The organism is Staphylococcus sp. HMSC059F04 (assembly GCF_001812565.1).
Classification (GTDB): Bacteria; Bacillota; Bacilli; order Staphylococcales; family Staphylococcaceae; genus Staphylococcus; species Staphylococcus lugdunensis.
This window is the reverse complement of record NZ_KV809481.1, coordinates 5,635-31,898: the sequence shown is the minus strand read 5'-3', so window position 1 is coordinate 31,898 and position 26,264 is coordinate 5,635. Positions and strand designations below refer to the sequence as shown.

Genomic DNA, 26,264 nt, shown 5'->3' with positions numbered 1-26,264 from the left:
TTATCGTCGACTCCTTGTTTTAAAATGATATAATTTATCTCCATAAGGTAAGTGTTTTAGTTCTCTATAGCTTAACATACGCCATTCAGCTATAAGCCAGGTAAATATCCCAACTCCTGCAAATGCCGCAATTAGAAGTTCAAGTAATCCACCAATGCGTCCCGTTGTAGGAATAAGCCACATCACAGCTTGCACGACAAGACTCATAACTAACATGCTTGCCAATAATTTAATAAAGAATCGACCCATTCCTTGCATTTTATAACGTGTCGTTACACGCTGATGGCAAATCAAACCTGTCACACTTAAAGACAAGACGGTACTCACACTGGCACCTAAAATTCCTAATTGATAAATCAACATAATATTTAACAGCCCTTTAACGATTAAACCAATACCAACACTAATCATCACCGTTGCAACCTCATTAAACACTTGTAATAAAGCAATATACATCATAATTAATGATACCAATATTACCGTTATCATATAAACACTTAGCGTTATGACTAAACTGTTGGTTTTAAAAAAAACTTGATTCATCAATGGTAATAAATTAACTAATCCTACTGCGGCAGCACTACTAATTAATATAGTAATTTTCAGAGAGGCATTCGCATAACGATTCATTAAATTCCATTGTTGTTCTTGCAACGCACATGTTAATAACGGAATCAACACAAAACTAAAAGTTGTTGTGACAATTAAGCCCATTTGAATAAATGATGCGCCACGATCATAGATGCCTTTTTGCTTAATCGCTTCATGAAATGATAAATGGTTTGATTTTAACATGTGTACTACTGTAAAACTGTCGATGAACTGCCATAAAATAACTAATAGTTGACTTATAGCGAACACCATAACTGCTAACAATAGTCGGCGCCAAGGTATGGTCATCGTATCTAGCTGACGCATATATTTAAACGGCCGATGATAGATTAAATAAAGACTTGAACCTAGAAAACCAACCGATGAACCTAAAATTGCAAGCATGCCAGCTTGATAAATCGTTCTTCCATAAAGTATAAATAATCCTATCGCTACAAAGATAACTGTAACTCGAATTATCTGCTCTATTACCTGGGAAATTGCTGGAATAGTCATTAATTGTTGACTTTGATAATGACCTCTTAATACGCCTAAAACCCCAACAAATAAGAAACTTAAACTTGCTGCTCTAATCATTGTTTCTAGATGAACATCTCCCATCATCCATGCCATTGGATGCGCTAACAGAAATAATAATGCAGTAATAAAAATAGCTACTATCTGCAAATATCGAAGCACCATTGAATATCTTTGCGCCGTACCATGTCCACCTAAAGTTTGCGTTACTGCACTAGGAATTGCATTCATTGATAATATCATGCCTAACGCAACAATAGGATATATTTGCTGATAGGCATACAATCCTTCATCACCCAATACATTTTGATACGGTACACGATAAAGTGCACTTAATACTTTGACAACAATGAGCGCACCAGTCAGTACCACTACACCACTAAATGCGGATTTCGTCTTCATCTTTAATAACTCTACTTTCTTCTAGACATTTCACTAAAAATTTTAAATTCTCAAGCCATTGTGTTGATTTTTTCAAAGTAACTTTCATCACCCCGTCTTGAACACCTACTTTCATAGCTCGACCAAGCGGTTGTGTTTGTTTAAACAATGCTTCACCATCGATGTCTTTCGTTCCTTGCACCGATAATGTAATATCCACTGTTTTTCCTTGATCTTTTATCAAGGTTACCCCAGCACGTAATGCATGTATCTTAATTTGTACACTATCAAGTAAACGTTCAACTTCTATCGGATAATCATTAAAACGATCCATCAATTCATCTCTAATATCGTCAAGTTGTGCCTCATTTTCAACTTTTCTTAACTTTTTATATATCTCAATTTTAGCCTGTTCGTTTTGAATATATTCTGCTGGCAGATAGGCATCTAAATTTAATACCATCTCTACTTCAGGTGTATCTGGCGTTTCTTCAGTTATACCGCGTTTTTCATTTACTGCTTCTTCTAACATTTGTGAATATAGATCAAATCCAACTGAATCGATAAAGCCATGTTGCTGTTTACCTAATAAGTTACCCGCACCACGAATATTTAAATCGCGCATCGCAATCTTGAAACCAGATCCTAGCTCTGTAAATTCCTTAATCGCTTGCAAACGATCTTCAGCTGTTTCGGTTAATACTTTATTTGCCGGATGTAAGAAATAAGCATAACCGATACGACTCGAACGTCCAACACGTCCTCTTAATTGATACAATTGACTTAAACCAAATCGATCTGCTTCTTCAATAATCAATGTATTGGCATTTGGTACATCCACACCTGTCTCTATAATCGTAGTTGTTACTAATATATCGTAGTCTCCATTGATAAAACTTAGCATAGTTTCTTCTAAATCCCGTTCAGTCATTTGTCCATGTGCTACAGCAATACTTGCTTCAGGCATGAGCATTTGTAGTTGTTCACGCTTTTCATATATCGACTGAACTTTATTGTATAAATAGAACACCTGACCATCTCTAGATAGTTCGCGCTCTAATGCTTCTTTAATAAAATTCGTATTTTGTTCTAGCACATATGTTTGAACTGGGAAGCGGTTTTCTGGTGGCGTTTCAATTACTGACAAATCACGCACACCAAGCATACTCATATGCAGCGTTCTTGGTATAGGTGTTGCTGTTAGTGTTAAGACATCAACATTCGTTTTCAATGTCTTAATACGTTCTTTATGGCGAACACCAAATCGTTGCTCTTCATCTACAATAAGCAACCCTAAATCCTTATATCGAATATCTTTGCTTAGTAGCTTGTGTGTCCCTACAACGATATCAACATAACCAAACTTCAACCCTTCTTTCGTCTTTCTAACCTCTTTCGCCGTTCTAAACCGACTGACAAGTTGAATTTCAACCGGGAAATCTTGCATTCGCTCAATCAATGTTTCGTAATGTTGTTGAGCAAGAATCGTCGTTGGAACTAAAAATGCAACCTGTTTACCTTCCATTACTGCTTTAAAAGCTGCACGAATCGCTACTTCAGTCTTACCATAGCCAACATCACCACATAACAGACGATCCATTGGTTTTTGTAGTTCCATATCTGCTTTAATTTCTTCAATCGATTTTGCTTGATCAGGTGTTAACTCATATGGAAAGTCTAATTCAAAAGCTTGTTGCTCAGCTGTATCTTCTCCAAATTGGTAACCTACTGACATTTCTCGTTCTTTATATAAAGCAATCAATTCTTCAGCAATATCTTCAACGCTTTGTTGTACCTTGGCTTTGGTTTTCTTCCATTCAGAGCCACCAAGTTTATTTAATTTAGGCGATTTGTCTTCTGAAGCAACATATTTTTGGACTTGATCCATTTGGTCAACTGGAACAAATAATTGATCTGTACCTTTATATTGTAATTTTATATAGTCGCGATGAACATCCCCAACTTCAAGTGTTTCTACACCTAAATAGCGGCCTACCCCGTGATGTACATGAACTACATAGTCACCTACTTTTAAATCTTGATATGATTTTATTTTTTCAGCATTTGATATTGTCTTAGAACGTTTGCGCTGTTTCTTCTGTTTTGTTTTAAACAATTCTCGTTCAGTAATTACCACGAGTTGCATATAAGGTAGTTCAAAACCTTCAGATAAACTTCCTTCCGTCACAATAGCTTGTCCACTGGCAATACCGCTGTGAATATTTTTAACGGTAGGAATATGCATTTCGTTTAGCATTGCCTGAATACGTTCTACCTTTGTTTCTGTTTCTACCAAGACTACAATCGTATAGTCATTTTGTACGTAGCGTTGAAACTCAGAACGCATAATATCATATTGTCCATAAAACTGTTGCACTGGCTTACAAGAAAACTTGATAATATCAGCTAATTTAACAGTCATTGAGGATGTAAACAGTGTGAAGTATGCCACTGGAAAATGAGTTAATAAATGTTCAAAACCGTCATATTGCATAAAAGTTTGCCCAATAAAACCATTACCACTTTCTATTAAATTATGAATAAAGTCCTCGACTTCAGTGGTCAACGTTTCTTCTGTTTCTTTGATACGATTATATTCATCAACTACGACAATGGCATCTTGTTGAAAATAATCAATCAAAGTAGCAGGCGTTTCATACATAAATGCAACTAAACGTCGTAATAATTGGTGGTCGACGGCTGTCGTGTCTATAAGATTGAAACTTTCATAGGTTTCTTTCAAGTCATTCCTTACCGATGTTTCAATTTTTGGACGTGTGTCTTCATATGCAGCTTTTAAATTGCTTTGTAAATGCTTAATGACATCATCAGTGATGACATAGTCACTTGCAGAAGTGATTGAGACACCATCTAAATTATTATTGGAACGTTGGGTTTCAATATCAAAATCTCGAATTGAGTCGACTTCCGTATCAAACAACTCGATTCTTACCGGTTCGCCAATCAACGGATAGATGTCGATAATACCACCACGCACTGAGAATTCACCGATATGGGAAACAACAGATTCACGGCGATACCCCATGTTCACAAGTTGCTGTAGTAAATGTGCCACATCAATATCTTGACCAATATGTAAATGGATTTGATGTGCTTGCCATATGTCTATAGGTGTTTGCCATTTTTTCAAACCATTTAATGGCACGATAAATAACCCTTTCTCATTTTGTGCTAACGCAGTAAGTGTGCGTACGCGTTCGCTCATAAGTTGAGGGCTTTGGGTTGAAAATTCTTCTGTCATAATATCTTGTACAGGATATTTGTATACTTCTGCCGAATCAATATACTGCAATAAATCTGTTTCTAATTTATCTGCTTGGTAGAGATTATTTGTTATAAGGAGCATTTGCTTATGGTCAGTAAGATATTTTTCCGCGATAATTGTAGCTTTAGCCGATGGAGATAATCCAGTGACTAAAATATTTTCTTGCCCAAATACCTGATCTAATTCTTGGAAACGTTTATCTTGTTGGATGTATTCTGCTATCACTGATTTCAATTGACGTCACCATTAAAGTTATTCATGACATGGTCAAAGCGTGACGTATCGATAAATGCTTCTACTGCTTGAGCTGCATGTTCAACTACATGATCCATTGTCATCATTTCTTCTTTTGAAAATTTTTGTAATACATAATCAGGTACTGACATGCCATTAGTCGGTCTACCAACACCGATGCGAATACGCTTAAATTGCTCCGTGCCTAAATGTTGAATAATCGATTTCATACCATTATGACCACCTGCACTACCCTTTTGTCTTAATCTGACTTGACCTTGGTTAAGATCTAAATCATCATAAAGCACGATAAGTTCATCTATTGCTACATTGTAATAATCCATTAAAGGCCCAACTGCTTGCCCCGATAAATTCATCATTGTCATTGGTTCGATAAACATGACTTTATCATTACCAATACGCTCAATGGTATATGCACCTTTGAATTTTTGTTTATCTAAATTAAAATTGTATTTATCTAAAAGATAATCTACCACTTCAAAACCAATATTGTGTCTTGTATGTTCGAATCGTTTGCCTATATTTCCAAGACCAACAATACATTTCATATGTTGAAACCTCCATGCCAAATTGTAAATTAATGTACCATACATGATGCATTTATTTAGATTGACTCACTCATGTATGTTTTTCTAATTCTATTATTATATGGTTATCATTATTAAAATAAGTTGATTCTTTACTTTTTAAAGATACACACTATTTTATATCATTCATCATCATAACACAAAAAAGCACTAAACTTATGTTGATAAGTTTAGTGCTCATATAAGACGATGATTCGTCGCTTTTATACATCACAATTAACTTGGCTCACTATAAGCTATTAATTGTAAATCGTACAATTAGCTAAACAATAATGTTATAAGCTTTATTCTTCAGCTTCTTCGTCTTCTTTAGATTCTCCTACAACTTCTGGTTCTGGCGTAGCAGCATCGCCTTCCATAGCTTCCACTTCTTCTTCAGTTGGTTCTTCAGTTGGTGGAACTACTGTTACGATTGAAGTTTCTGGTTCATCTTCAATAGTGTAGTCACCTGTTACTTTAACATCTGCTACTGTGTAGCTGTCGTTAATTTGTAAGTCAGTAACGTCTACTTCAATTGCTTCTGGGATATTTTCTGGTGTAGCTGTAACTTGTAAGTAGAATAATGGTTGTTCAACAACGCCACCTTCTTTAGCACCCACTGCTTCACCAACTAAGTGTACAGGCACTTCTACTGTACGTTCTTCAGTCATGTTAATAGCTAAGAAGTCAATATGTGTAATTTGGTTTTTTAACGGATCAAATTGGTAATCTGACACCATAACTTTAATTGATTTAGAGCCAACGCCTAAATCGATAACCCCGTTACGACCAACTTCACGGATAACTTTGATGAATTCAACTTCATCAACTTTAACAGAAGTATTTTTTGTACTATAACCGTAAACAACTGCAGGAACTTTACCTAAACTTCTAATCTTTTTAAGTTCTGAACGAGTTTGTTTACCTTGACGGATGATTGACTTTAATGAAGCCATTCTGATTTCCACCTTTCGAATTTTGCTCTCTTACAGAGCACTCCTCATTTGCCCATCAATGCGAACATTGCTTGCAAATGTTTATTTCATTCGTATAATCACGAACGAATGTATTATACACGCTTATGAATTTGAAGTCAAATTGCTGTGACTAGGCTTAATCAAACAAGACGCTTACTGATTCTCGTTCATATACACGGACAATAGCTTGTGCTAATAGTCCAGCAACAGATAATTGCTTCGTATTTGCTGGTTTGCGATTTTCATCTAATAAGATTGAATTTGTCACAATAAGTTCTTTAATCGCTGAATTTTCGATACGTTCTTTAGCCGGACCAGACAGTACTGGGTGTGTACAACATGCATATACTTCTTTCGCACCTTTATCTTTTAACGCTTGTGCAGCTAAAGTTATCGTTCCAGCTGTATCAATAATATCATCGATAATAATTGCGGTGCGCCCTTCAATATCTCCAACGATATTCATAACTTCTGCAACATTAGGTTTAGGGCGACGTTTATCGATAATTGCAATTGGAGTTTTTAAAATGTCAGCAAGTTTGCGCGCACGCGTTACACCACCATGATCTGGTGAAACAACGACACACTCTTCTGGATTTATGTTTGGATCATTTTGGAAATGTTGACCAATAATAGGAACACCCATCAAATGATCAATCGGAATGTCAAAGAAGCCTTGAATTTGTGGCGCATGTAAGTCTAAAGCGATCATGCGATTTGCACCAGCTGTTTCAATTAAATTAGCTACTAACTTTGCTGTAATAGGTTCACGGCTACGTGCTTTTCTGTCTTGACGTGCGTATCCATAATAAGGTACCACAATATTAATATTCGCTGCTGACGCACGTTTGCATGCATCAATCATAATGAGCAATTCCATTAAATGTAAGTTGACTGGATATGATGTTGGTTGAATAATAAAGACGTCACATCCTCGGATGCTTTCTTCAATATTAATTTGAATTTCGCCATCACTAAAACGTTTTACAGAGCACTTCCCTAATTCAATCCCTACACGATCAGCTACTTCTTGTGCCAAAGGTTCATTTCCTTTAAGAGAAAAGATCTTTAAAGATGAATTCTTGTATTCATTATTTAACATTTATAGTCCTCCAATTATTTTCTATGCATACATATTATATATAAAAAACGCGTCTTTTACTATGACTCAATCAAATTCATACTAAAATTTATTAATTTCGACAATTCGGAATAACGATTACAGTTCGTAAAGTATATTCTAGATTGTTAGTATTATTTTTTTACATATCCTTCTTTAGTGATTTGACGTGCTCTTGCAAGCGCTAAGCTATCATTAGGAATATCATCTGTGATTGTTGATCCAGCAGCAATGAGCGAGCCATCACCAACAGTAACTGGTGCAATAAGATTAGTATTACATCCAATAAAGGCATCCCTTCCAATCACTGTACGGAATTTATTTATGCCATCATAATTCACAGTGATAGAGCCACAACCAATATTTGTACGTTCTCCGACTTCAGCATCACCAATATAGCTCAAGTGAGATACTTTTGCACCATCTTTCAGCTCCGCTTTCTTAACTTCAACAAAGTTACCTACCTTGACATCTTTGCCCAGGTTAGAACCAGGACGTAATTGTGCAAATGGCCCTACTTTCGTATACGCGCCCACTTCAGAATCGTTAATCACCGATTGCTTGATTTCGACATGTGCAGCAATCTTACTATTATGAATTTCAGAATATTGACCTACATGTACATTTTCTCCAATCGTTGTTGTCCCAGTAATTCTTACACCAGGTTCAATAACCGTATCCATACCAATTTCAACGTCTGGTGCAATATATGTTTGAGTTGGATCAATCAAAGTTACGCCATTTCGCATATGATAATCATTTACGCGCTGTTGTAACGCCTTTTCAGCTTGACTAAGCATCACACGGTCATTGACACCTATAATTTCATCAAAATCATCTGTATGATAGACTTCGGCAATACCATGATTATGTAAAATCAAGGCAACTGCATCTGGTAGATAATATTCTCCCTGTGCATTGTCATTTCGCACCTGATTTAGCGTTTCAAAGAGCACTTGATTATCAAAAGCAAAAATACCCGAACTGATTTCACTTATCGTTTTTTCGGCCGCCGATGCATCTTTTTCTTCAACTATACGTTCCAGCTGTTGTTGCTCATTACGAATAATACGTCCATATCCAAATGGGTTAATCGCCGTTGCAGATAATACTGTGACATGGGCCTTATTTCGCTCATGGTGTTCGATTAATGCTTGTAACGTTTCAGCAGTTATCAGTGGCGTATCTCCGCATACAACTAGTGTCGTTCCTTCTTTACTGCTTAAGTGGTCTTGAGCCGTTTTCACGGCATGTGCCGTACCTAGTTGTTCAGCTTGAAAACTATACAATGATTGATGTCCTAATGTTTCTTTGACCTCATCTGCACCATGGCCTACAACAGTTACAACTTGATCTACACCTGATGCTTTAACATTCGTTAATACATGCTCAATCATCGGCTTCCCAGCAACCTCATGTAGTACTTTATACCTTTTCGACTTCATTCTTGTACCTTTACCAGCTGCTAATATAATCGCATATCTCTGCATGAATGCTAACCCTCCAATAAAAATTACACTTCGTCATTATTATAATTTAATTATTACGCCACTTTCAAGATTTATAAGATGTTGTTAACGAAACGTAAATGGCTTATCATCTTGTTAATAATAATGTTAATGTGCTTGTATTTTAAAAAAACAGGTCCAACATCCGCATTATGTTGAACCTGTTCTAAAGTTTATATCAATTATATATTAATCATTGTCTTCTGATTGTTCTGATGAGGCATTTTTATCTGGAACTACTTCATCAGTTTCATCATATACTTTCATCACAGCATCCTGAATCTCCTGTCTCATATCAGAATTAATCGGATGTGCAATATCACGGAATTCACCATCTGGTGTACGTTTACTTGGCATTGCGACGAACAGACCAGAATTTCCTTCAATTACGCGTAAGTCATGAATAACGAATGCCTTATCTAAAGTAATTGAAACAAGTGCTTTCATTCTACCGTCTGTTTCTATTTTTCTAAGTCTTACATCTGTCACTTTCATGCAGTGAGCCCCCCTAGTATATATCTCTCTTTGTGGTTTTTAGAAGCTTTACAATTCAACATTGAAAATTATCATTCCTTAGTTTTGGCTATTAGTTCAATTTCAACTTTAACATCTTTAGGTAAACGTGAAACTTCAACACAGCTACGCGCAGGTTGATGTTCACTAAAATAATCTGCGTATACTTCATTGATTTGTTGAAATTCATTCATATCAGCAATGAAAATTGTTGATTTAATGACAGAATTAAAGTCTGCACCTGCTTCATTGAGCACAACTTTTAAATTTTCTAGTACTTGTTTAGTTTGTTCTTGCACATCCTCACTTACCAATTGACCATTAGAATTCAATGGTAGCTGTCCAGATGTAAATACCAAACCATTCACAGCCGTTGCGTGTGAATAAGGCCCTATAGCTTCAGGTGCGCTATTAGCGTTAATCGTTTTCATGATGTAATTACTCCTTTTAAGAAAATTTAGACAAAATATTACCTTGCTCAACGTTAAACTCTTGATTATATTCATCAACATCAGATAATCTGACCAAGGAAGTATAATCTTCAATCAATCGTTGTTTAACTTCTTTTGATTCTACAAGTACTGATACCCCTTTTACATGTGCTTTAAACTCATTCATGAGATTCATCACACCATTAATTGAGCCACCAGCTCTCATAAAGTCATCGACAACCAACACATTAGAATTTTCTTCTAATGTACATTTCGATAGCACCATTGTTTCTATTTTTCTTGATGAACCTGAAACGTAGTTAATGGATACTGTTGAGCCTTCAGTCACTTTGTTATCCTTGCGAATGACTACTACAGGTAAATTTAATACGTTTGCTACCGCGTTGGCAAGTGAAATCCCTTTTGTCGCTATTGTCACAACTGCATCAAGTTGTTCATCCATGTATATTGTTGCAATTAATTTACCAACTCTATTCAATAATGTAGGGTTCCCTACTAAGTCTGATAAGAATAAATATCCGCCTGGCAATAAACGATTTTTCTCATCCAATAAATGAATCACGTCATCGATAACTTCTGCCGCTTCTTCTTTACTCATCATTGGTTTATAGGTCACACCACCACTTGCTCCTGCCGTCGTAATGACTGTGCCTAGTCTTTCTTTTAAAAAGGTATTCTTAATAATTTGTACATCTTCGCTAATTGATGATTTTGCTTGTTTAAATTTTTTAACGAAAAATGTTAAAGGTATTAATTCATTGGGGTGGTTCATTAGATATTGTGTCATAAACACAATACGCTCACTTCGTTTATAACGCATTGTCTCAACCTTCCTATCCTAGTAATCTTACTAAATAAACTTCATTACAACAGCCGTTTACTGCATTATATATTTTCTTAGCTTGACTTTCTTTTTGTGCTAATGCATAAACAGTTGGTCCACTACCACTCATTAAAGCGCCATCTGCACCACATTGAAGCATGTTATTTTTAATCTTTTTTATTTCTGGGTGCATAGCCATAGAGACTAATTCCAAGCGATTAGAAAGACTGTGGCATAACTTTTGATAGTCACCATGTTTAATCGCTGCCTTGCACGCTTCTGTGTGAACGGCATGCGCAATATTTAAATCTAAAGCTTTAAAAACGTCTGGCGATGAAATACCTAAATCTGGTTTAGCTAAAACTACCCATGTCGCTGGCGGTTTGTTTAAAAATTCAATCTTCTCACCTAAGCCAGTACATAAAGCGGTTTGATTATAAATACAAAACGGTACATCTGTGCCAATTTGAATACCCAATTGAGCTAAATCATGCAATGTTAAACCCAAGTCGAACAGGCGATTCATACCTCTCATCGTTGCAGCAGCATCTGCTGAACCTCCAGCTAAACCAGCTGATACCGGAATGTCTTTATCAATCGCTATCGTTACACCTTGCTGAATCCCATAAGTATGTGTCATTAATTCGGCAGCTCTATAAGCTAAATTTTTACTATCATTAGGCACATAGTTGTGCTCAATGTCGACAATAATCTTATTATCCGTACGTTTTTTAAATGATAGTCTATCATTTAAATCAACCGTCGTCATAATCATTGCAATTTCATGATAGCCGTCATCTCTTTTGAAAAGGGTGTCGAGCGTAAAATTTATCTTGGCAGGAGCCGTTTCATATATCATTTTTCCGCCCCTCTCTTCAATATATTAATAAGATGATTTTAACATAAAGGAGCCAAATATTTGATTAAAACTATACATATTTCTCTAAAAACTTAATAAACATTGTCTTTTGAAAAATAATATACGGAATTTTACATATAAAAAAGCGCTATGCTTTTTGCATTAACGCTTATATCTTCTTATTCAATTTAATCTTGCGTTGACCTCTCGCTCAAATTGAATAATAATTATTTACTTATATCTTTATTAGTGTGCAACTGCTTCTTGATGATTATCCTCTTCAAATGAAACTTGTACATTCTCTGTTAGCACATCCGTGTATGTATAAGATACTCTTTCAAAGTTATGCTTATCTTGGTCTAATTCAACAATGAAAACTGATGGATAAGTCTCTTTTAATACCCCACAACGTTCAATTGTTTTTTTACGACCACCGTTGGCTTTAAGTACAATACGATTTCCTAAATGACAATCAATAGAATTTTTGATGTCCAAAATTGATTTTGGCATATTGCTCCACCTCGCTACAAAGTATATCTTACCATATTCATAGCCTTTTCGTCAAATAAAATTTAAATTTTATCAATGTCCAACGCTTTTGTCAACAGTTTAATTAGCTAATTCAGGGTATTTTTTCTTTTCTTTATACAAACGTGCGAAATCTTGTATCGAAAGTGTTTCACCTCGTCGTTTAGGATCAATTTCAGCAGCGTTAAGCCAAGATAATATAGCTTCTTTATGTTTTTTGCCATCTTTAAAGTGATTTTGGTAATTGTTATTAATTGTTTTTCGACGTTGCGCAAATGCAGCTTTAGCCAATTTAAAGAATGCTGTTTCATCATCTATATCTACAAGAGGTTGTGAGCGCTGCATTAATTTTACGACAATAGAGTCTACATTGGGCGGTGGCATAAAGACACTTTTCGGCACTGTTACTACTTTGCTTGTTTCAGTATAATATTGTGTCACGATAGATAATGATCCATAAGCTTTTGTTCCTACAGTCGCATTCAAGCGCTCTCCTACTTCTTTTTGCATCATAACGACATATCCATCAATTGGAATATCTTGCTGCATTAAATTGAGTAGAATTGGCGTAGTAATGTAGTATGGTAAATTTGCAACCACCATAATCTTTTCACAATCATTTAAATATGTGTGCACAGCTGCTGCTATATCGGCTTTCAATATATCTTCATTAATCACAGTCACATTTTCGTATGGTGCCAGCGTATAATCTAGCACCGGGATAAGACGTTGATCAATTTCAAATGCGATAACCTGTTTTGCTTTTTTAGCTAGTTGCTCTGTTAATGAACCCATTCCCGGTCCAATTTCAATAACTCCGGTACGTTCATCAATATCACTGGCATCAATAATTTTATGGATGATGTTTACATCAACTAAGAAGTTTTGTCCTAAACTCTTTTTAAAGTTAAATCCAAAGCGCGTTAACAGTTCTTTAGTTCTGGATGGTGTTGCAATATCTTTATTCTCCATTATTCATCTCGCTCCTTCTCAAGACCTAATGCCTGGCGTACATCCGCTTCTGTATAACCAAATGCATTTAATTTTTTCAATAATTGTTTACCATTTGAATGACCAATGTGAAGTTTTCTACCAATCACTTCTCGCTTTCGACGCGCATCTTTACCAATGATTAGCCCTAGCTCGAGTAATACGCTTTTATCGATTGTTTCTATTGCTTCTTCAAAGGGTGAACTTACATGCATTAGTGCGGCTCTAATATCTTCTGGTTTTGCATGCTCAACACCAATTTTCCCACGCTTATTTTTAGCTTTTTCTCTATCTATATAAGCGTGTTTTACTCCAGATACATGCTCTGTAATCGTATGGCGAATTTTATCACCTGGGAAATCAGGATCTGTTAGTACTATAACACCTCTAGTTTCTTGTGCATGTCGAATTACATTTAATGTATCTCTATTGATGGCACTGCCATTTGTTTCAATTGTATCGCATTCTACTGCTAACTTTACGCGCTCCGTATCATCGCGTCCCTCTACAACTATAAACTCATTTATTCTCACTATGATTTAACCCTTCTTTATTTTTACTGTTCATTAGTTATTTTAAAGCAAACCACATCGAATTCACATTAATTTTATATTTATAATAATTAAAAGGAGCAAGACAAGATGGATTGTCTTACCCCAATGTAAAGAAATATTACTTTAAGTTAAATAAACGTTCCGCATTTTCTGTAGTTTGACGACATACATCTTCATATGTCATCCCTCTTAATTCTGCAATTTGTTGCGCCACTAGGGTAACACGTTCTGGCTCGTTACGCTTACCTCTATAAGGATGTGGCGATAAATAAGGCGCATCTGTTTCAACTAACAAACGTTCCATTGGCACATGTTTCGCAACTTCTTTAGGTTGTTTCGCATTTTTAAAAGTAACAGGACCACCTAGTGAAATATAAAAATTCAGTTTATTAATGACCACATCTGCAATTTCAGGAGAACCACTAAAACTATGCATAATACCACCTACTTCTTCAGCATGTTCTTCAAGTAGAATATCCACACAATCTTGTGTTGCTTCCCGATTATGAATGACGATTGGCAACTTAACACGTTTAGCTAATGCAATTTGCTTTCTAAAAACTTCTTTTTGAACATCCGCTGGAGATTTATCCCAATGATAGTCTAATCCCATTTCACCAATACCGATAACTTTAGGATGCTCAGCAAGCGTTTCAATCCAACTTAAGCGCGCTTCAGTAAAATCAATCGCATCAACCGGATGCCATCCTATAATGGCATATAAAAAGTCATATTGTTCGATTAATTCCATCGCACGTTCAATGGTAGCCGTATCAAAACCAACGACAAACATACGGTCTACACCTGCCTGTTGTGCGCGTGAAATCACTTCGCTTAAATCTTCATCATATTGTTCATCATTCAAATGCACATGTGTATCGATTAACATCATATCTCTCCTAAAGCTTCAAATTTTACTTAATCACCGCGCCATTAGCGATGGCGTTAGGTAAACTTACTAATGTTAAAACATCGTCTTTTTCAGCTGATAAAATCATACCTTCTGATCTTTGGCCCATTAATTTTGCTGGTTTCAAATTCGTAACGACAGCTACTTTCTTACCAATTATGTCTTCTGGTTTATAAAATTTAGCGATGCCTGAAACAATTTGGCGTTGTTCAGTTCCCAAATCAACTTGAATTTTTAACAATTTATCTGATTTTTTCACATTTTCAGCATCCGTAATCGTTGCTGCTTTAATTTCTACTTTATCGAAATCTTTAATATTAATTTGTGCTTTACTAGGTGCCTCGTGTTCAACTTTTTCAGATTTAGGTGGTTGCATAGACGCTTTGATATATGCAATTTCAGCTTCTGTATCTAGTCTCGGGAAAATTGGTGATGGCTTTTCAGTAACCATAACAGCTTGTTTTAGTGCACCGTAACGTTCAAGGCTTGCCAATTCAAACAACTCTGGACTATTAATATTTAATTGTTTAAAGACTTCTCTAGGTGCATGCGTTAAGAACGGACGCAATAACACTGTTGCAAAACGAATATTTTCAATCAAGTGTGCCATTACATTGGCTAACATATCCTTTTGACTATCGTCTTTAGCTAATACCCATGGCGTTGTTTCGTCAATATATTTATTGGTACGACTTATCAATTTCCAAACAGTAGCTAACGCAACTGAAAATTGGAAGCTTTCCATGTTATCATTAAAGTCTTTTACTGTTTCAAGTGCAAGTGCTTCCATTGCATCATCCAACTCATGTTTTGGACCCGTATAAGCTGGAAGTTCGCCTTGGAAATATTTATTAATCATCGAAATAGTTCGATTAACTAAATTGCCTAAGTCATTTGCTAAATCATAGTTTGTACGTTCAACAAATGCTTCTGGTGTGAAGACACCGTCTGAACCAAATGGCAACTCACGCATTAAGTAATAACGCGTCGCATCTAAACCGTAACGATCGATGAGCACATTAGGATCTACAACATTCCCTTTCGATTTACTCATTTTACCGTCTTTCATTAAAATCCAACCGTGCGCAAACACTTTTTTAGGTAATGGTAAATCTAATGCCATAAGTAAAATTGGCCAAATAATAGAGTGGAAACGTACAATTTCTTTTGCCATTAAATGCACGTCTGCAGGCCAATATTTTTGGAAAAGTGCATCATCATCTGATAAATAGCCTAGTGAAGATATATAGTTCACAAGTGCATCAATCCATACATAAACAACATGTTTAGGGTTAGATGGCACTCGAACACCCCAATCAAAAGACGTACGTGATACAGCTAAATCTTCCAAACCTGGTTTGATAAAATTATTAATCATTTCATTTTTTCGAGATGGTGGTTGAATAAAATCCGGATTTTGATCGTAAAATTCTAATAAACGATCCGTATACTTGCTAATATTAAAGAAATAGCTTTCTTCTTTTACAAGTTCAACTTCGTGTCCTGAATCCGGACTTTTTCCGCCAACGATTTTGCCATTTTCATATATAGGATCAACAAGTTGTGGTTCTGTATAGTAAGTTTCATCAGGAACAGAATACCAACCTTCATATTCACCTAGATAAATATCGCCTTGTTTAAGTAAACGTTCAAAGACTTTCTCAACCACTTGTTTATGGCGTTGTTCTGTTGTTCTAATAAAGTCATCATTTGAAATTTCAAGTTTGCTCCATAAACTTTTAATTCCTGCAATCATATCATCTAAATATTCTAATTCTGTTTTACCAGCTTTTTGTGCTTTTTCTTGAATTTTTTGTCCATGTTCATCTGTACCTGTTAAATAACGCACATCATATCCTTGCATGCGTTTATATCTGGCAATTACGTCACCTGCTACCGTTGAATACGCATGTCCAATATGTAAATTCCCACTTGGATAATAAATTGGGGTTGTAATATAAAATGTCTCTTTCGCCATCACTGGGTCCTCCTATTCTCTTACACTATCAATGTTATCTAACATTATTTTCCTTTTCAATGAAGTCGCACATGGATATGTCGATCTTCAGAATGTTAACTGTCTTATATCAGTATATAGATATACCTATAAATTCTATAGCTTCATTATACATTATCTAAAAACAGTAACGTTATATCTTTTCTACATTACCATAAAATCAGCAATTCATGGGTATTTCAATATAATTTATTCTGCGTTAAGTTGATGATAGATATCGTAAACATCACTTGTCTTCATATTTCGATCTTCTGCCACCATTTTAATTGCTTTTTTAGGCTTAACCTGTTGTTTTTTAATATAGTGTGTAACATGTTCTTGAATCGTCATCTCTTCATACCATTGCTTATCTTTCAAAGCCTTTGCCCCTTCAATTAACATTACAAATTCCCCTTTTTGAGGGATTTTGTCTTGTTCAACCATCGCTATCATTGAATCAATATCAAGTGTGATGATTTCTTCAAACTTTTTAGTAAGCTCTCTACCAATGGTCACCCGTCGCTTTGCATCGATACTTTGAATCGCCTTTAGTGTTTGTATCACTCGATAAGGTGACTCATAAATAATTATTGTTGCTTCTTGGTACATACGTTCTTGTAATACGGAAATTTTATCTTTTTCTTTGCGTGGCAAAAAACCTATAAATGTATAGATGTAAGATGGCAGTCCACTTGCCATCAAAGCAGTTAAACCAGCATTAGCACCAGGAATAGGCACAACATTAAGCTGCTGTTCTCTTGCTTCCACTACGAGTTCATAACCTGGATCACTGATTAATGGTAATCCTGCATCTGATACTAAGGCGATATCTAAACCATTTTGTAATTGCTCTATTAAATAGTTCGTTTGTTGTTCTTTATTATGCTCATGATAAGATTTTAATGGGGTATCAATCGCATAGTGCGAACATAATTTACGAGTCACTCTAGTATCTTCACAGGCTATTAAGTCAACATCTTTAAGAACTTGAACGGCGCGATATGTAATATCTCCTAAATTGCCAATAGGTGTCCCGACTAAATATAAAGTCCCCATATTATCTCTCCTTAAATAATGCTAATTTTTGCTTTCTTGATAATTGCTTAATTTCATATTCTCTTTTTAGTGCTTCTGATTTCGTATCGTACATTTCTTGATAAACTAAGACTACTGGGCGTCTTGCCTTTGTATATTTGGCCCCTTTTCCTAGATTATGCTGTTTAATTCGCGCTTCTACATCTCTGGCATAACCCGTATACAAACTATAATCTTTACACTGCACAATATATACAAAATGTTTATCCATAATAAACCTCTTTCATCTCATCCGAGTAACTACCGTCTTCATTATAAATATAAAACGGTGCACATAGTTCTAACCCTTGCTTTCCACTTTTTCGACCTTCCACAACAATCGTTTGGGCTGTTTTGCCTTTTTTACTATAAATTAAATGTAAGCGTTTCGGTTCAATGTTTACTTGTCTCATTTCAGTTAAGACATCCATAAGCCTTTCTGCTCGATGTACCATCATTAATCGCCCGCCCTGCTTAAGTAGATGTTGCGCAGCCTTCATGCAATCACTGAGTGTACACATAATCTCATGCCGTGCGATTTTATGTGCTTCTTTTTGGTGTTGATGCTGTTGATTTATTTTAAAATAAGGTGGGTTACATGTCACAAGAGAATATTGTGAGGGTTTGAAATATTGCGTCGTCTCTTTTAAATCCATATGAAACAACGTTAATCGATTTTCTAGATGGTTATATTTAAAGCTTCGACGCGCCATATCGACTAACTGTATTTGTATTTCCATCGCATCTATTTGTTGTGTACCTTTCGCAGATAATAGTAGCGGTATGACACCATTTCCAGAACACAAATCCATAATTGTATCTTTTTTTCTTACTTCAGTAAAATAGCCTAATAATAAAGCATCAGTTGAAAATGAAAACACGTCGTCGTTTTGTATTACTTTCAAATTTTCTTTAATAAGACAATCTATACGTTCATGTGCTTTTAACATTATGTCGCTCCTAAAAAACGGGTGTTACAATAACAGCAGTCCTAAGCGTCTGTTGTTTGTATATACACCCTGTCATTTATATCGCTGAGTCATTAGTCATTAAGTACTGCCATACAAAGCAAGCAATCTTCGCCTTGTCGATGTTTTCCAAATAATTCACCTTTACATATATGAAACCCTTCAGCATATAACATTGCTAAGTTATCCTTACTGGGTAATGGTTTTTTGACTTGTTTGGCTTCCTTTGTCTTAGGCTGACTATTTTGTGAAAGCTCATCTTTGTCCATCAAGCGCTTTAAATTATCGTTTTCAATATGTAATGCAACGTTCTCTTCAACTAAAGCTACAGCCATTTCTTTTATCTCATTCATATCTTGCGTTATCGCATTAACGTTTGCTTCCAGACTCACAAGCCGCTCAAATAATTCATTTCGCTCCAAAAGTCATGAAACCTCCTTAATTAAACGCTTCAATTTCTTCCATTTTGTATTCCAGTGGTTGCTCTAATCCATCAATTTTAACCTGCATAGAAATATCTAAAATATTAAGTGCTACTACGCGCCCTTGTCCATCAGGTGTCGAAATTTTCTCTCCCACATCTGGCAATTGTGCTCGTACTTCTTCATATAAATCATTTTCATATTTCAAACAGCACATAAGTCGGCCACATGCACCCGAAATTTTAGTCGGATTTAAAGATAAATTTTGATCTTTCGCCATCTTAATAGATACAGGTTCAAAATCTCCTAAAAACGTAGAACAACATAGTGAACGGCCACATGGTCCAATACCACCCAAAAGCTTAGCTTCGTCACGCACACCAATTTGCCGTAATTCTATACGTGTTTTTAATTGTTGCGCTAATAATTTTACCAACTTCCGAAAATCGATACGATCATCTGCCGTAAAATTAAAGATGATTTTAGACTTGTCCAACGTATATTCACAGTTAACAAGACGCATATCTAGTTCTAACTGTTTAATGAAATCGTGACACAAAGTTAGTGCTGCTTTAGCATCTTGTGCATTTTGTTTATATATTTCAATATCCTTAGGTGTAGCCTTACGTATGACTTCTTTAAGGGGCAGTGTTACATCGCCATCAGCAACATGACAAGGTGGACATTTAACAAGTCCTAATTCCAGGCCACGTTTTGATTCTACAATCACCCAGTCGTCTTCTTTGATAGTTAATTCTTGAGGCGCATAATATTCTAACTTCCCAGCTTGTTGAAACTGTACACCTACTATCTTTGGCATTTATCTCACACCCTTAATTACAATTTGTTCAAATACTAATGTTGGATTTACATTTTGCATTAATTTCTTATGCGCTTCTGTTAATTGGTCATATATTCTTATCATTTGTTGTAATGTTAATGCTTCAGCATATCGCTCAATTTCATTGCTTAAATCTTGAAATGTATAGTGTTTACCAGCTTTTAATTTAGCATGCATAATATCCTCAAAAAAACCATTTACTGCAGCCAATGTTAACAACTGCAACTTGCGGTTTTTGGCGTTCTTTAACAACTCGATAATTCCAATTAATGCCATCGGTTTGTTTTCAATGAGCAATTCACACCAATGCACAATCACTTTGCGTAATGCTGTTAAATCATTTTCTTCGTTCAATGTTAATGCAGCTTCAAGTTGAGTTGTGTAGGTGCTCAACATTTCAGCAACAGGACGCGATACAGAGACTTCTGTCAATTGTTCTACAAAATGCGCTTTGTTCATTGGCTTAAAGTAAACATGCTGGCATCTCGAATGAATAGTATCTAATATTTGTTCTGGCTTTGTAGAGATTAAAATAGCTATTGTATTTTTCGGAGGTTCTTCTAAAAATTTTAAAATACTATTTTCCCCTTGAACCGTCAGTTTTTCAAAACTTTCTATAATATATACTTTATACGCTCCCTCAATTGGAAGCTGATTCATACGATGCACGAGTTGCTCAACTTGTTCCTTTTTAATGCTCGATTCATCAGAAGCTACATACATAAAATCTGGATGATTAAATCCTGCTACCTTCAACTCACACTGCTGATTATTTTGGCACAAAATTAACTTAGCAAAATCCATAGCAACTTGTTTCATAGACTCCGCATCATCACCTTCAAACAAATATGCATGCGACAACTTATTAGAACCAAAAGCATTCAAAAGACGTTCAAATTCATCCATGATCTAAACTCCTCATATATAAAAAAGGCAGAGACACAAAACGTATACACCTCGGAAAGCCAACAAAGCAATCCAGAAGTAGGATTTGCGCGGAGCCCCAGCACAGAGAAATGTATATAACATTTCTACAAGCAATCTCTAACTGAATACTGCCGCTATTCACAAAAATTTAAAGAAACACGTTTAACGTTGCTTTTTCATCAGTGCTACTTTATGTTCTGCTTAAATCCTAAACACTTTTGTCCCGACCTCTAAATTTCAAACATTATTTTCATTCATCGTTGTTATTTCGATATTTAAAATCTATGGAAGGCATCGATTGGCATCACAAATACAGTAGCGCCACCGACTTCCACTTCTACAGGATACGGTATGTAAGAGTCTGCACTACCGCCCATAGGTGTCATTGGAGAAACTAATTGTTCTCTATTACCACATGTGTTATCAATCACAGTTAAGATATCGTCAACTCGATCATCATCAACACCACATAAAAATGTCGTATTTCCCGCTCTTAGAAAACCACCAGTTGTTGCTAATTTTGTGGCTCTAAAGTCATGCTTTACGAGTTGGTCTGAAAGTTCTTGACTATCTTGATCTTGGATGATCGCTATAATCATTTTCATTTTATAACACCTCTTCTTGTCATTATATCATAATTTTTTCAAAAAATTTATGATAATTTGGTACGTCTCTTCAATAACATTAGCTATATTTTGGCTGGCATCCACTTTGCGAAATCGCTTGTCCCCGTTCTCCATAATTTGTCGATATCCTTCAATTACTAAATTATGAAATTTCAAATCTTCTTTGTCTAAACGATTTTGTTCGCGTTGATTATTCATAATACGTTGTCTGCCTATCTCAGCTGAAATATCAAGATATATCGTTAAATCTGGATACAAGCCATTAATTGCAAAGTCATTGAGTTTTCTCACTTCCTCTATACCTATACCCCGTGCATATCCCTGATAAGCCAAAGAACTATCAATATAGCGATCACATAATACAATTTTATGCTGTTTTAATGCTGGAATGACCTTTTCAACAAGATGTTCTCTTCTAGAAGCAGCAAATAACATTGCTTCTGTGCGTATATCCATGTGATTACCATCAAGAACAACTTTTCTTATTTCTTCTCCAGTAGGTACGCCACCTGGTTCACGCGTTGAAATTACATCAAAGTCTTGTGCGAGCTTTTCTGCAACAGCTTGAATCACCGTTGTCTTCCCTGAGCCTTCTGGTCCTTCAAAAGTAATAAATGCTGTCATATTTTATTCATCCTTAACCAAAATTTTTTTATTGTTAATCCCTTCCACTCTGACACCAGAATCAATATAATGCGCTATTAATTTTAACATATTTTGAGTGATTCTTTCGCCCGTAAAGAAAAGTGGTATACCTGGTGGATAAGGCGTTATATGTTGTGCTAATATCATACCTTGCGCATTATCTAACCCAACCCAAGTAACATGGGTAATATCCATTGTCTCGTAACTACCAGCGGCACAAGGTAAACGAGTGTAACTTGATTGCTGATTATGATTTATCAAATCCTCAACAGGCTGCATACGTATACGTTCAATAAGTTCATCAAATGGATATTTATCTTGTTCGTGCCATAAAGGTAAAATAAGCAATACTTGATAATCATCTGCAAGTTCCACGAAAACAGACATTTTTTCAAACCAATCTTGAATTTGATATCCTAACATATGCTTATGCTGTACTGTTAGCTTTAGCGGATCAGCCATTTGTATCATTATAAATCCTTTATCTTGCATCATTTCGATAAACTGTTGTCGTCTTTTAAAAAACAATCTACTATCATACTGTTGATAAAATTGGTTTGCCTGTTCCAGGCTAGCCATAACAAGATATGAGGGACTAGATGTCTGAAAATAACTCAAATATTGAATAACTTTATCACGTTGCGGCGCTTGTTTGTGAATAAACAATATTGATCCCATTGTTAACGCAGGTAACGTTTTATGATATGACTGTACGACATAATCCGCTTTCATGTTTAACGCTGAAGTAGGAAAGCCGTCTAAATCAAAATGTGCCCCGTGTGCTTCATCAACTAAGACAGGTATATTAGCTGCATGCAATTTTGAAATACAGGAATTAATATCAAAACATTCTCCATAATAATTTGGGTATGTAACTACGGCTAATTTATATTGTTCAGAATCAAAATCTCTTGTTTGAGGACCGTAATAATGATGGGTTTGAAGACTTTCCTGCATAGGTAAAATATCTGCACTTTGATGTGTTAAATCAAGCCCATGAAAAACAGACTTATGCACATTTCTAGCAATTAAATAACGTCCATCCACAGCTGAAAACCCTTGTATTGTAGCTAATATACCTGACGTTGTTCCATTAACAAGTATAAAAGCATCGTAGTCTTCATGTTTTGACATATTATGTTGACTGTTAAGAATAATATCTTCTGGATGATGCAAATCATCTAAACCTGTGATTTCAGTCATATCAAATTTAAAATCTAGTTCATGTAACGTCCCAATTGTCATATTTTTATGACCAGGAACATGCATAGATATAGCCTTTTCATTTATAAGTTGGCTTAATTTATAATTAATTGGCAATGCCATGTGTAACACTCTTTTCAATTAAATATTAACGAATATGTGATAAATTGTCGGGATTGCTATAAGACCACTGATTTTTTAATAAACCCATAACATAACAATCTCGATATTCTCCATTAGTATAAAAATGTTCTTTTAATGTGCCTTCAATATTAAAGTTATGTGTTTCATAAATATGAACAGCCTTTTCATTATTAACATCAACATATAGATATACTTTATGCATATTCAAGACTAAAAATGCATAGTCTATGGCCATTTTAAAAGCTTGTTTAGCAAAACCGTGTCCACTATAATCAGGATCAACAATAATTTGGACTTCACAGTTTCGATGTACAAAATCTATTTCAACTAATTCAACAATACCAATAGCATGGTCATCTTGTTCTATAATAAATCGTCTTTCATCTTCATCTAAAATATGCTTATTATAAAGATGTTGCAATTCACTCAGTGATTGATAAGGTTCTTCAAACCAATATGACATAATCGAATATTCATTATTGAGCTGATGTACGAATTCTAAATCGGTTTCCTCTAATGCACGAATAATCATTTTTATGCACTCCTTTATTCAAATTTTATGGAAAATTCAAATGAAAGTAAAATGATATTAATAGCAAATTGATTATATACTAAAACCCTCGCATACGTAGTTGTACACAAAGGTTTAGTATATATGAAGATCGAGACATAAATTTCTTTTAAAAGCTTCAGCTGGCAAGTTCTATTGAAACTTAATAGAATTTGCCTGTTTCTTTATTATATTAAGCGTCATTAAGAAAAAGCACACTTCTTTTAAGTACGCAGTATTTTAGCAAGAGCTTGAAAGAACAAGACAAGCTCAGGATGGGGCCCCAACAAAGAGGTTTTCGAAAAGAAAGCCAACGGACAAAGCGAGTTGGGGTGGGGCCCCAACAGAGAGAATTTCGAGAAGAAATTCATCAAGCAAAGCAAGTTGGGGTGGCTGAAGCTGTTCTCTAAGAAAGCGAGCCAGCAATACAAACTATTGAATATAACAAAGAAGCCCAAAGATGATTTGAAATAAATCATCTTTGTGCGATTTTTTGGAAATTTATGTCTCGACGTGTATTGCTATATTATTTTGTGTTTTCTTTTTTTCTTTTTGTTACGAAAAATGCACCTATTGCTATTAACAATCCACCTATTAGTCCGTTTTTATTAGCTGTTTCTCCTGTTTCAGGTAACTCTGACACATGCATATCTGTATGTTCTGACTTTTCAATAGAACGTTGTTCTTTAACATTATGATATTTAACAAGTTGTTGTTTAACTTGTGGTGTATGTTTGAATTGACTTTCAGACTGCGTATTATGCTTAGTCTTTTTCAATTGTTTTGCTGGCACAGCATTCTCTACTTTTTATAAATATATGTTGTAATACCATCTTTTTCAATCTTATGTCCTGTATATTGCCAATCTTGTCCGATAAATTGTTCTGGTGGTAACTGACCTTTTCGTGATGGAACAATTTCACGACCATTTGTATCAACATAAATTGTGATTTTCAATTCATCAATGTCTACACGCGGTGCGTCATTTGGAACTTTTGATTGAATACGTTCATAGACATATGTTGTAATGCCGTCTTTTTCTGTGACTTTTCCTGTATATTGCCATCTATCTCCAATAATGCCAGGCGGTTGATGTTTACCTTCTGTTGTTTCTTGTACTTCGTTTCCTTCTGGGTCCACATAGCGTGTTACTTCTAATTGTACCGGTGTCTCTTGCGGTGGATTATTTGGTATTTCTGACTGAATACGTTCATAAACATATGTTATGATGCCATCTTTTTCTGTGACTTTTCCTGTATATTGCCATCTATCTCCAATAATGCCAGGCGGTTGATGTTTACCTTCTGTTGTTTCTTGTACTTCGTTTCCTTCTGGGTCCACATAGCGTGTTACTTCTAATTGTACAGGCGTTTCTTGTGGTGCGTCATTTGGAACTTTTGATTGAATGCGTTCATAGACATGTTTAGTAATACCATTTTCTGTCACTGTTACTCCAGAATAACGCCATTTATCTCCAATGATATAACGCGGTTGATGCGTACCTTCTTCTGTCTCTTGAACTTCATTTCCGGTAATATCCACATAACGCGTTACTTCTAATTGTACCGGTGTCTCTTGCGGCGCTTCATTCGGGATTTCTGACTGTATACGTTCATATACATATGTTGTGATACCATCTGCCGTTGTTGTTTGACCTGTGTACTGCCATCTATCTCCGATAATACCTGGTAGTTCGTGTTTACCTTCTGTTGTTTCTTGCACCTCATTACCTTTGCCATCCACATAACGTGTTATTTCTAATTGTACTGGCGTTTCTTGCGGTGCATCGTTCGGAATTGCTGATTGGATGCGTTCATATACATACGTTGTGATGCCATCTTTTTCTGTGACTTTTCCTGTATACTGCCATTTATCTCCAATAATGCCAGGCGGTTGGTGCGTGCCTTCTTCTGTCTCTTGAACTTCATTTCCATCAGTATCCACATAGCGTGTCACTTCTAATTGCACCGGTGTTTCCTTCGGTGCTTCATTTGGTATTTCTGATTGAATGCGTTCAT

27 protein-coding genes are annotated in these 26,264 nt (G+C 35.5%); all 27 read right to left on the bottom strand.

The window, feature by feature from the left end; all coding sequences use genetic code 11:
- On the bottom strand, positions 1–1,530 hold the full coding sequence (locus tag HMPREF2864_RS11190; protein ID WP_070545419.1) for a polysaccharide biosynthesis protein: 1,530 nt from the start codon (positions 1,528–1,530) through the stop codon (positions 1–3).
- Positions 1,508–5,029, bottom strand: coding sequence for a transcription-repair coupling factor (gene mfd, locus HMPREF2864_RS11185; protein ID WP_070545422.1), 3,522 nt, complete (start codon positions 5,027–5,029; stop codon positions 1,508–1,510). The genes HMPREF2864_RS11190 and mfd overlap by 23 nt, the downstream gene beginning before the upstream one ends.
- Complete coding sequence (gene pth / locus HMPREF2864_RS11180; protein WP_002461471.1) at positions 5,026–5,598, bottom strand: aminoacyl-tRNA hydrolase; 573 nt, start codon at positions 5,596–5,598, stop codon at positions 5,026–5,028. The genes mfd and pth overlap by 4 nt, the downstream gene beginning before the upstream one ends.
- 323 nt (positions 5,599–5,921) lie before the next feature.
- Positions 5,922–6,572: a 50S ribosomal protein L25/general stress protein Ctc gene (locus HMPREF2864_RS11175; protein ID WP_002461472.1), complete on the bottom strand. Its 651-nt coding sequence runs from the start codon at positions 6,570–6,572 to the stop codon at positions 5,922–5,924.
- Positions 6,573–6,729: 157 nt separating this feature from the next.
- Complete coding sequence (locus HMPREF2864_RS11170) at positions 6,730–7,695, bottom strand: ribose-phosphate diphosphokinase (protein WP_002479488.1); 966 nt, start codon at positions 7,693–7,695, stop codon at positions 6,730–6,732.
- Between the two features lie 152 nt (positions 7,696–7,847).
- Positions 7,848–9,203 (bottom strand): bifunctional UDP-N-acetylglucosamine diphosphorylase/glucosamine-1-phosphate N-acetyltransferase GlmU, encoded by a 1,356-nt coding sequence (glmU, locus tag HMPREF2864_RS11165; protein WP_002491861.1) that lies wholly within the window; start codon positions 9,201–9,203, stop codon positions 7,848–7,850.
- Between the two features lie 207 nt (positions 9,204–9,410).
- Entirely contained in the window at positions 9,411–9,716 is a 306-nt protein-coding gene (gene spoVG, locus HMPREF2864_RS11160; RefSeq protein ID WP_002461476.1) for a septation regulator SpoVG, read from the bottom strand.
- A gap of 71 nt (positions 9,717–9,787) precedes the next feature.
- Positions 9,788–10,165, bottom strand: a complete 378-nt coding sequence (locus HMPREF2864_RS11155) for a RidA family protein (protein ID WP_002461477.1) — start codon at positions 10,163–10,165, stop codon at positions 9,788–9,790.
- Positions 10,166–10,181: 16 nt separating this feature from the next.
- Positions 10,182–11,006 (bottom strand): pur operon repressor, encoded by an 825-nt coding sequence (gene purR, locus HMPREF2864_RS11150; RefSeq protein ID WP_070545424.1) that lies wholly within the window; start codon positions 11,004–11,006, stop codon positions 10,182–10,184.
- A gap of 13 nt (positions 11,007–11,019) precedes the next feature.
- Positions 11,020–11,868 (bottom strand): 4-(cytidine 5'-diphospho)-2-C-methyl-D-erythritol kinase, encoded by an 849-nt coding sequence (gene ispE, locus HMPREF2864_RS11145; protein ID WP_002461479.1) that lies wholly within the window; start codon positions 11,866–11,868, stop codon positions 11,020–11,022.
- Positions 11,869–12,114: 246 nt separating this feature from the next.
- Entirely contained in the window at positions 12,115–12,378 is a 264-nt protein-coding gene (gene veg / locus HMPREF2864_RS11140) for a biofilm formation stimulator Veg (RefSeq protein ID WP_002461480.1), read from the bottom strand.
- Positions 12,379–12,477: 99 nt separating this feature from the next.
- Complete coding sequence (gene rsmA / locus HMPREF2864_RS11135) at positions 12,478–13,371, bottom strand: 16S rRNA (adenine(1518)-N(6)/adenine(1519)-N(6))-dimethyltransferase RsmA (protein WP_172452329.1); 894 nt, start codon at positions 13,369–13,371, stop codon at positions 12,478–12,480.
- Positions 13,368–13,919 carry a ribonuclease M5 gene (gene rnmV, locus HMPREF2864_RS11130; RefSeq protein ID WP_002461482.1) on the bottom strand — a complete coding sequence of 184 codons (552 nt, stop codon included), beginning with the start codon at positions 13,917–13,919 and terminating at the stop codon, positions 13,368–13,370. Before rnmV ends, rsmA begins: the two co-directional genes overlap by 4 nt.
- 139 nt (positions 13,920–14,058) lie before the next feature.
- Positions 14,059–14,829 carry a TatD family hydrolase gene (locus HMPREF2864_RS11125; RefSeq protein WP_002491870.1) on the bottom strand — a complete coding sequence of 257 codons (771 nt, stop codon included), beginning with the start codon at positions 14,827–14,829 and terminating at the stop codon, positions 14,059–14,061.
- 25 nt (positions 14,830–14,854) lie between these two features.
- Positions 14,855–16,828, bottom strand: a complete 1,974-nt coding sequence (metG, locus tag HMPREF2864_RS11120) for a methionine--tRNA ligase (RefSeq protein ID WP_070572235.1) — start codon at positions 16,826–16,828, stop codon at positions 14,855–14,857.
- Between the two features lie 228 nt (positions 16,829–17,056).
- Entirely contained in the window at positions 17,057–17,902 is an 846-nt protein-coding gene (gene rsmI / locus HMPREF2864_RS11115) for a 16S rRNA (cytidine(1402)-2'-O)-methyltransferase (protein ID WP_002461485.1), read from the bottom strand.
- 1 nt (position 17,903) lies between these two features.
- On the bottom strand, positions 17,904–18,152 hold the full coding sequence (locus tag HMPREF2864_RS11110; protein WP_002461486.1) for a GIY-YIG nuclease family protein: 249 nt from the start codon (positions 18,150–18,152) through the stop codon (positions 17,904–17,906).
- A complete protein-coding gene (locus tag HMPREF2864_RS11105) occupies positions 18,145–18,870 on the bottom strand; it encodes a tRNA1(Val) (adenine(37)-N6)-methyltransferase (protein WP_002461487.1) in 726 nt (241 codons plus the stop codon). Before HMPREF2864_RS11105 ends, HMPREF2864_RS11110 begins: the two co-directional genes overlap by 8 nt.
- 92 nt (positions 18,871–18,962) lie before the next feature.
- Positions 18,963–19,310 carry a DNA replication initiation control protein YabA gene (gene yabA / locus HMPREF2864_RS11100; RefSeq protein WP_002461488.1) on the bottom strand — a complete coding sequence of 116 codons (348 nt, stop codon included), beginning with the start codon at positions 19,308–19,310 and terminating at the stop codon, positions 18,963–18,965.
- Between the two features lie 16 nt (positions 19,311–19,326).
- Complete coding sequence (locus tag HMPREF2864_RS11095) at positions 19,327–20,130, bottom strand: PSP1 domain-containing protein (RefSeq protein WP_002461489.1); 804 nt, start codon at positions 20,128–20,130, stop codon at positions 19,327–19,329.
- The gene (locus HMPREF2864_RS11090; protein ID WP_002461490.1) at positions 20,131–21,057 is read right to left on the bottom strand and encodes a DNA polymerase III subunit; all 927 of its coding nucleotides are present in this window, start codon (positions 21,055–21,057) and stop codon (positions 20,131–20,133) included.
- A 296-nt stretch (positions 21,058–21,353) separates the two neighbouring features.
- Positions 21,354–21,683, bottom strand: a complete 330-nt coding sequence (locus HMPREF2864_RS11085) for a cyclic-di-AMP receptor (protein ID WP_002461491.1) — start codon at positions 21,681–21,683, stop codon at positions 21,354–21,356.
- A gap of 27 nt (positions 21,684–21,710) precedes the next feature.
- A complete protein-coding gene (tmk, locus tag HMPREF2864_RS11080) occupies positions 21,711–22,328 on the bottom strand; it encodes a dTMP kinase (protein WP_002461493.1) in 618 nt (205 codons plus the stop codon).
- Positions 22,329–22,331: 3 nt separating this feature from the next.
- A complete protein-coding gene (locus tag HMPREF2864_RS11075) occupies positions 22,332–23,675 on the bottom strand; it encodes an Orn/Lys/Arg family decarboxylase (protein ID WP_062078471.1) in 1,344 nt (447 codons plus the stop codon).
- A gap of 25 nt (positions 23,676–23,700) precedes the next feature.
- Positions 23,701–24,228, bottom strand: a complete 528-nt coding sequence (locus HMPREF2864_RS11070) for a GNAT family N-acetyltransferase (protein WP_002461496.1) — start codon at positions 24,226–24,228, stop codon at positions 23,701–23,703.
- 544 nt (positions 24,229–24,772) lie between these two features.
- Positions 24,773–25,039, bottom strand: coding sequence for an LPXTG cell wall anchor domain-containing protein (locus tag HMPREF2864_RS12380; RefSeq protein WP_070545428.1), 267 nt, complete (start codon positions 25,037–25,039; stop codon positions 24,773–24,775).
- Between the two features lie 8 nt (positions 25,040–25,047).
- The coding region (locus tag HMPREF2864_RS11055) for a MucBP domain-containing protein (protein WP_256277712.1) at positions 25,048–26,264 on the bottom strand (1,217 nt) is incomplete at its 5' end.

Excerpts from the sequence above, each read along its gene's own strand:
- HMPREF2864_RS11190 (WP_070545419.1), bottom strand. The coding sequence starts at position 1,530 with ATGAAGACGAAATCCGCATTTAGTGGTGTAGTGGTACTGACTGGTGCG.
- pth (WP_002461471.1), bottom strand. The coding sequence starts at position 5,598 with ATGAAATGTATTGTTGGTCTTGGAAATATAGGCAAACGATTCGAACAT.
- HMPREF2864_RS11175 (WP_002461472.1), bottom strand. The coding sequence starts at position 6,572 with ATGGCTTCATTAAAGTCAATCATCCGTCAAGGTAAACAAACTCGTTCA.
- HMPREF2864_RS11170 (WP_002479488.1), bottom strand. The coding sequence starts at position 7,695 with ATGTTAAATAATGAATACAAGAATTCATCTTTAAAGATCTTTTCTCTT.
- glmU (WP_002491861.1), bottom strand. The coding sequence starts at position 9,203 with ATGCAGAGATATGCGATTATATTAGCAGCTGGTAAAGGTACAAGAATG.
- spoVG (WP_002461476.1), bottom strand. The coding sequence starts at position 9,716 with ATGAAAGTGACAGATGTAAGACTTAGAAAAATAGAAACAGACGGTAGA.
- HMPREF2864_RS11155 (WP_002461477.1), bottom strand. The coding sequence starts at position 10,165 with ATGAAAACGATTAACGCTAATAGCGCACCTGAAGCTATAGGGCCTTAT.
- purR (WP_070545424.1), bottom strand. The coding sequence starts at position 11,006 with ATGCGTTATAAACGAAGTGAGCGTATTGTGTTTATGACACAATATCTA.
- ispE (WP_002461479.1), bottom strand. The coding sequence starts at position 11,868 with ATGATATATGAAACGGCTCCTGCCAAGATAAATTTTACGCTCGACACC.
- veg (WP_002461480.1), bottom strand. The coding sequence starts at position 12,378 with ATGCCAAAATCAATTTTGGACATCAAAAATTCTATTGATTGTCATTTA.
- HMPREF2864_RS11125 (WP_002491870.1), bottom strand. The coding sequence starts at position 14,829 with ATGTTAATCGATACACATGTGCATTTGAATGATGAACAATATGATGAA.
- metG (WP_070572235.1), bottom strand. The coding sequence starts at position 16,828 with ATGGCGAAAGAGACATTTTATATTACAACCCCAATTTATTATCCAAGT.
- rsmI (WP_002461485.1), bottom strand. The coding sequence starts at position 17,902 with ATGGGGACTTTATATTTAGTCGGGACACCTATTGGCAATTTAGGAGAT.
- HMPREF2864_RS11110 (WP_002461486.1), bottom strand. The coding sequence starts at position 18,152 with ATGGATAAACATTTTGTATATATTGTGCAGTGTAAAGATTATAGTTTG.
- HMPREF2864_RS11105 (WP_002461487.1), bottom strand. The coding sequence starts at position 18,870 with ATGTTAAAAGCACATGAACGTATAGATTGTCTTATTAAAGAAAATTTG.
- HMPREF2864_RS11095 (WP_002461489.1), bottom strand. The coding sequence starts at position 20,130 with ATGCCAAAGATAGTAGGTGTACAGTTTCAACAAGCTGGGAAGTTAGAA.
- HMPREF2864_RS11090 (WP_002461490.1), bottom strand. The coding sequence starts at position 21,057 with ATGGATGAATTTGAACGTCTTTTGAATGCTTTTGGTTCTAATAAGTTG.
- HMPREF2864_RS11085 (WP_002461491.1), bottom strand. The coding sequence starts at position 21,683 with ATGAAAATGATTATAGCGATCATCCAAGATCAAGATAGTCAAGAACTT.
- tmk (WP_002461493.1), bottom strand. The coding sequence starts at position 22,328 with ATGACAGCATTTATTACTTTTGAAGGACCAGAAGGCTCAGGGAAGACA.
- HMPREF2864_RS11075 (WP_062078471.1), bottom strand. The coding sequence starts at position 23,675 with ATGGCATTGCCAATTAATTATAAATTAAGCCAACTTATAAATGAAAAG.
- HMPREF2864_RS11070 (WP_002461496.1), bottom strand. The coding sequence starts at position 24,228 with ATGATTATTCGTGCATTAGAGGAAACCGATTTAGAATTCGTACATCAG.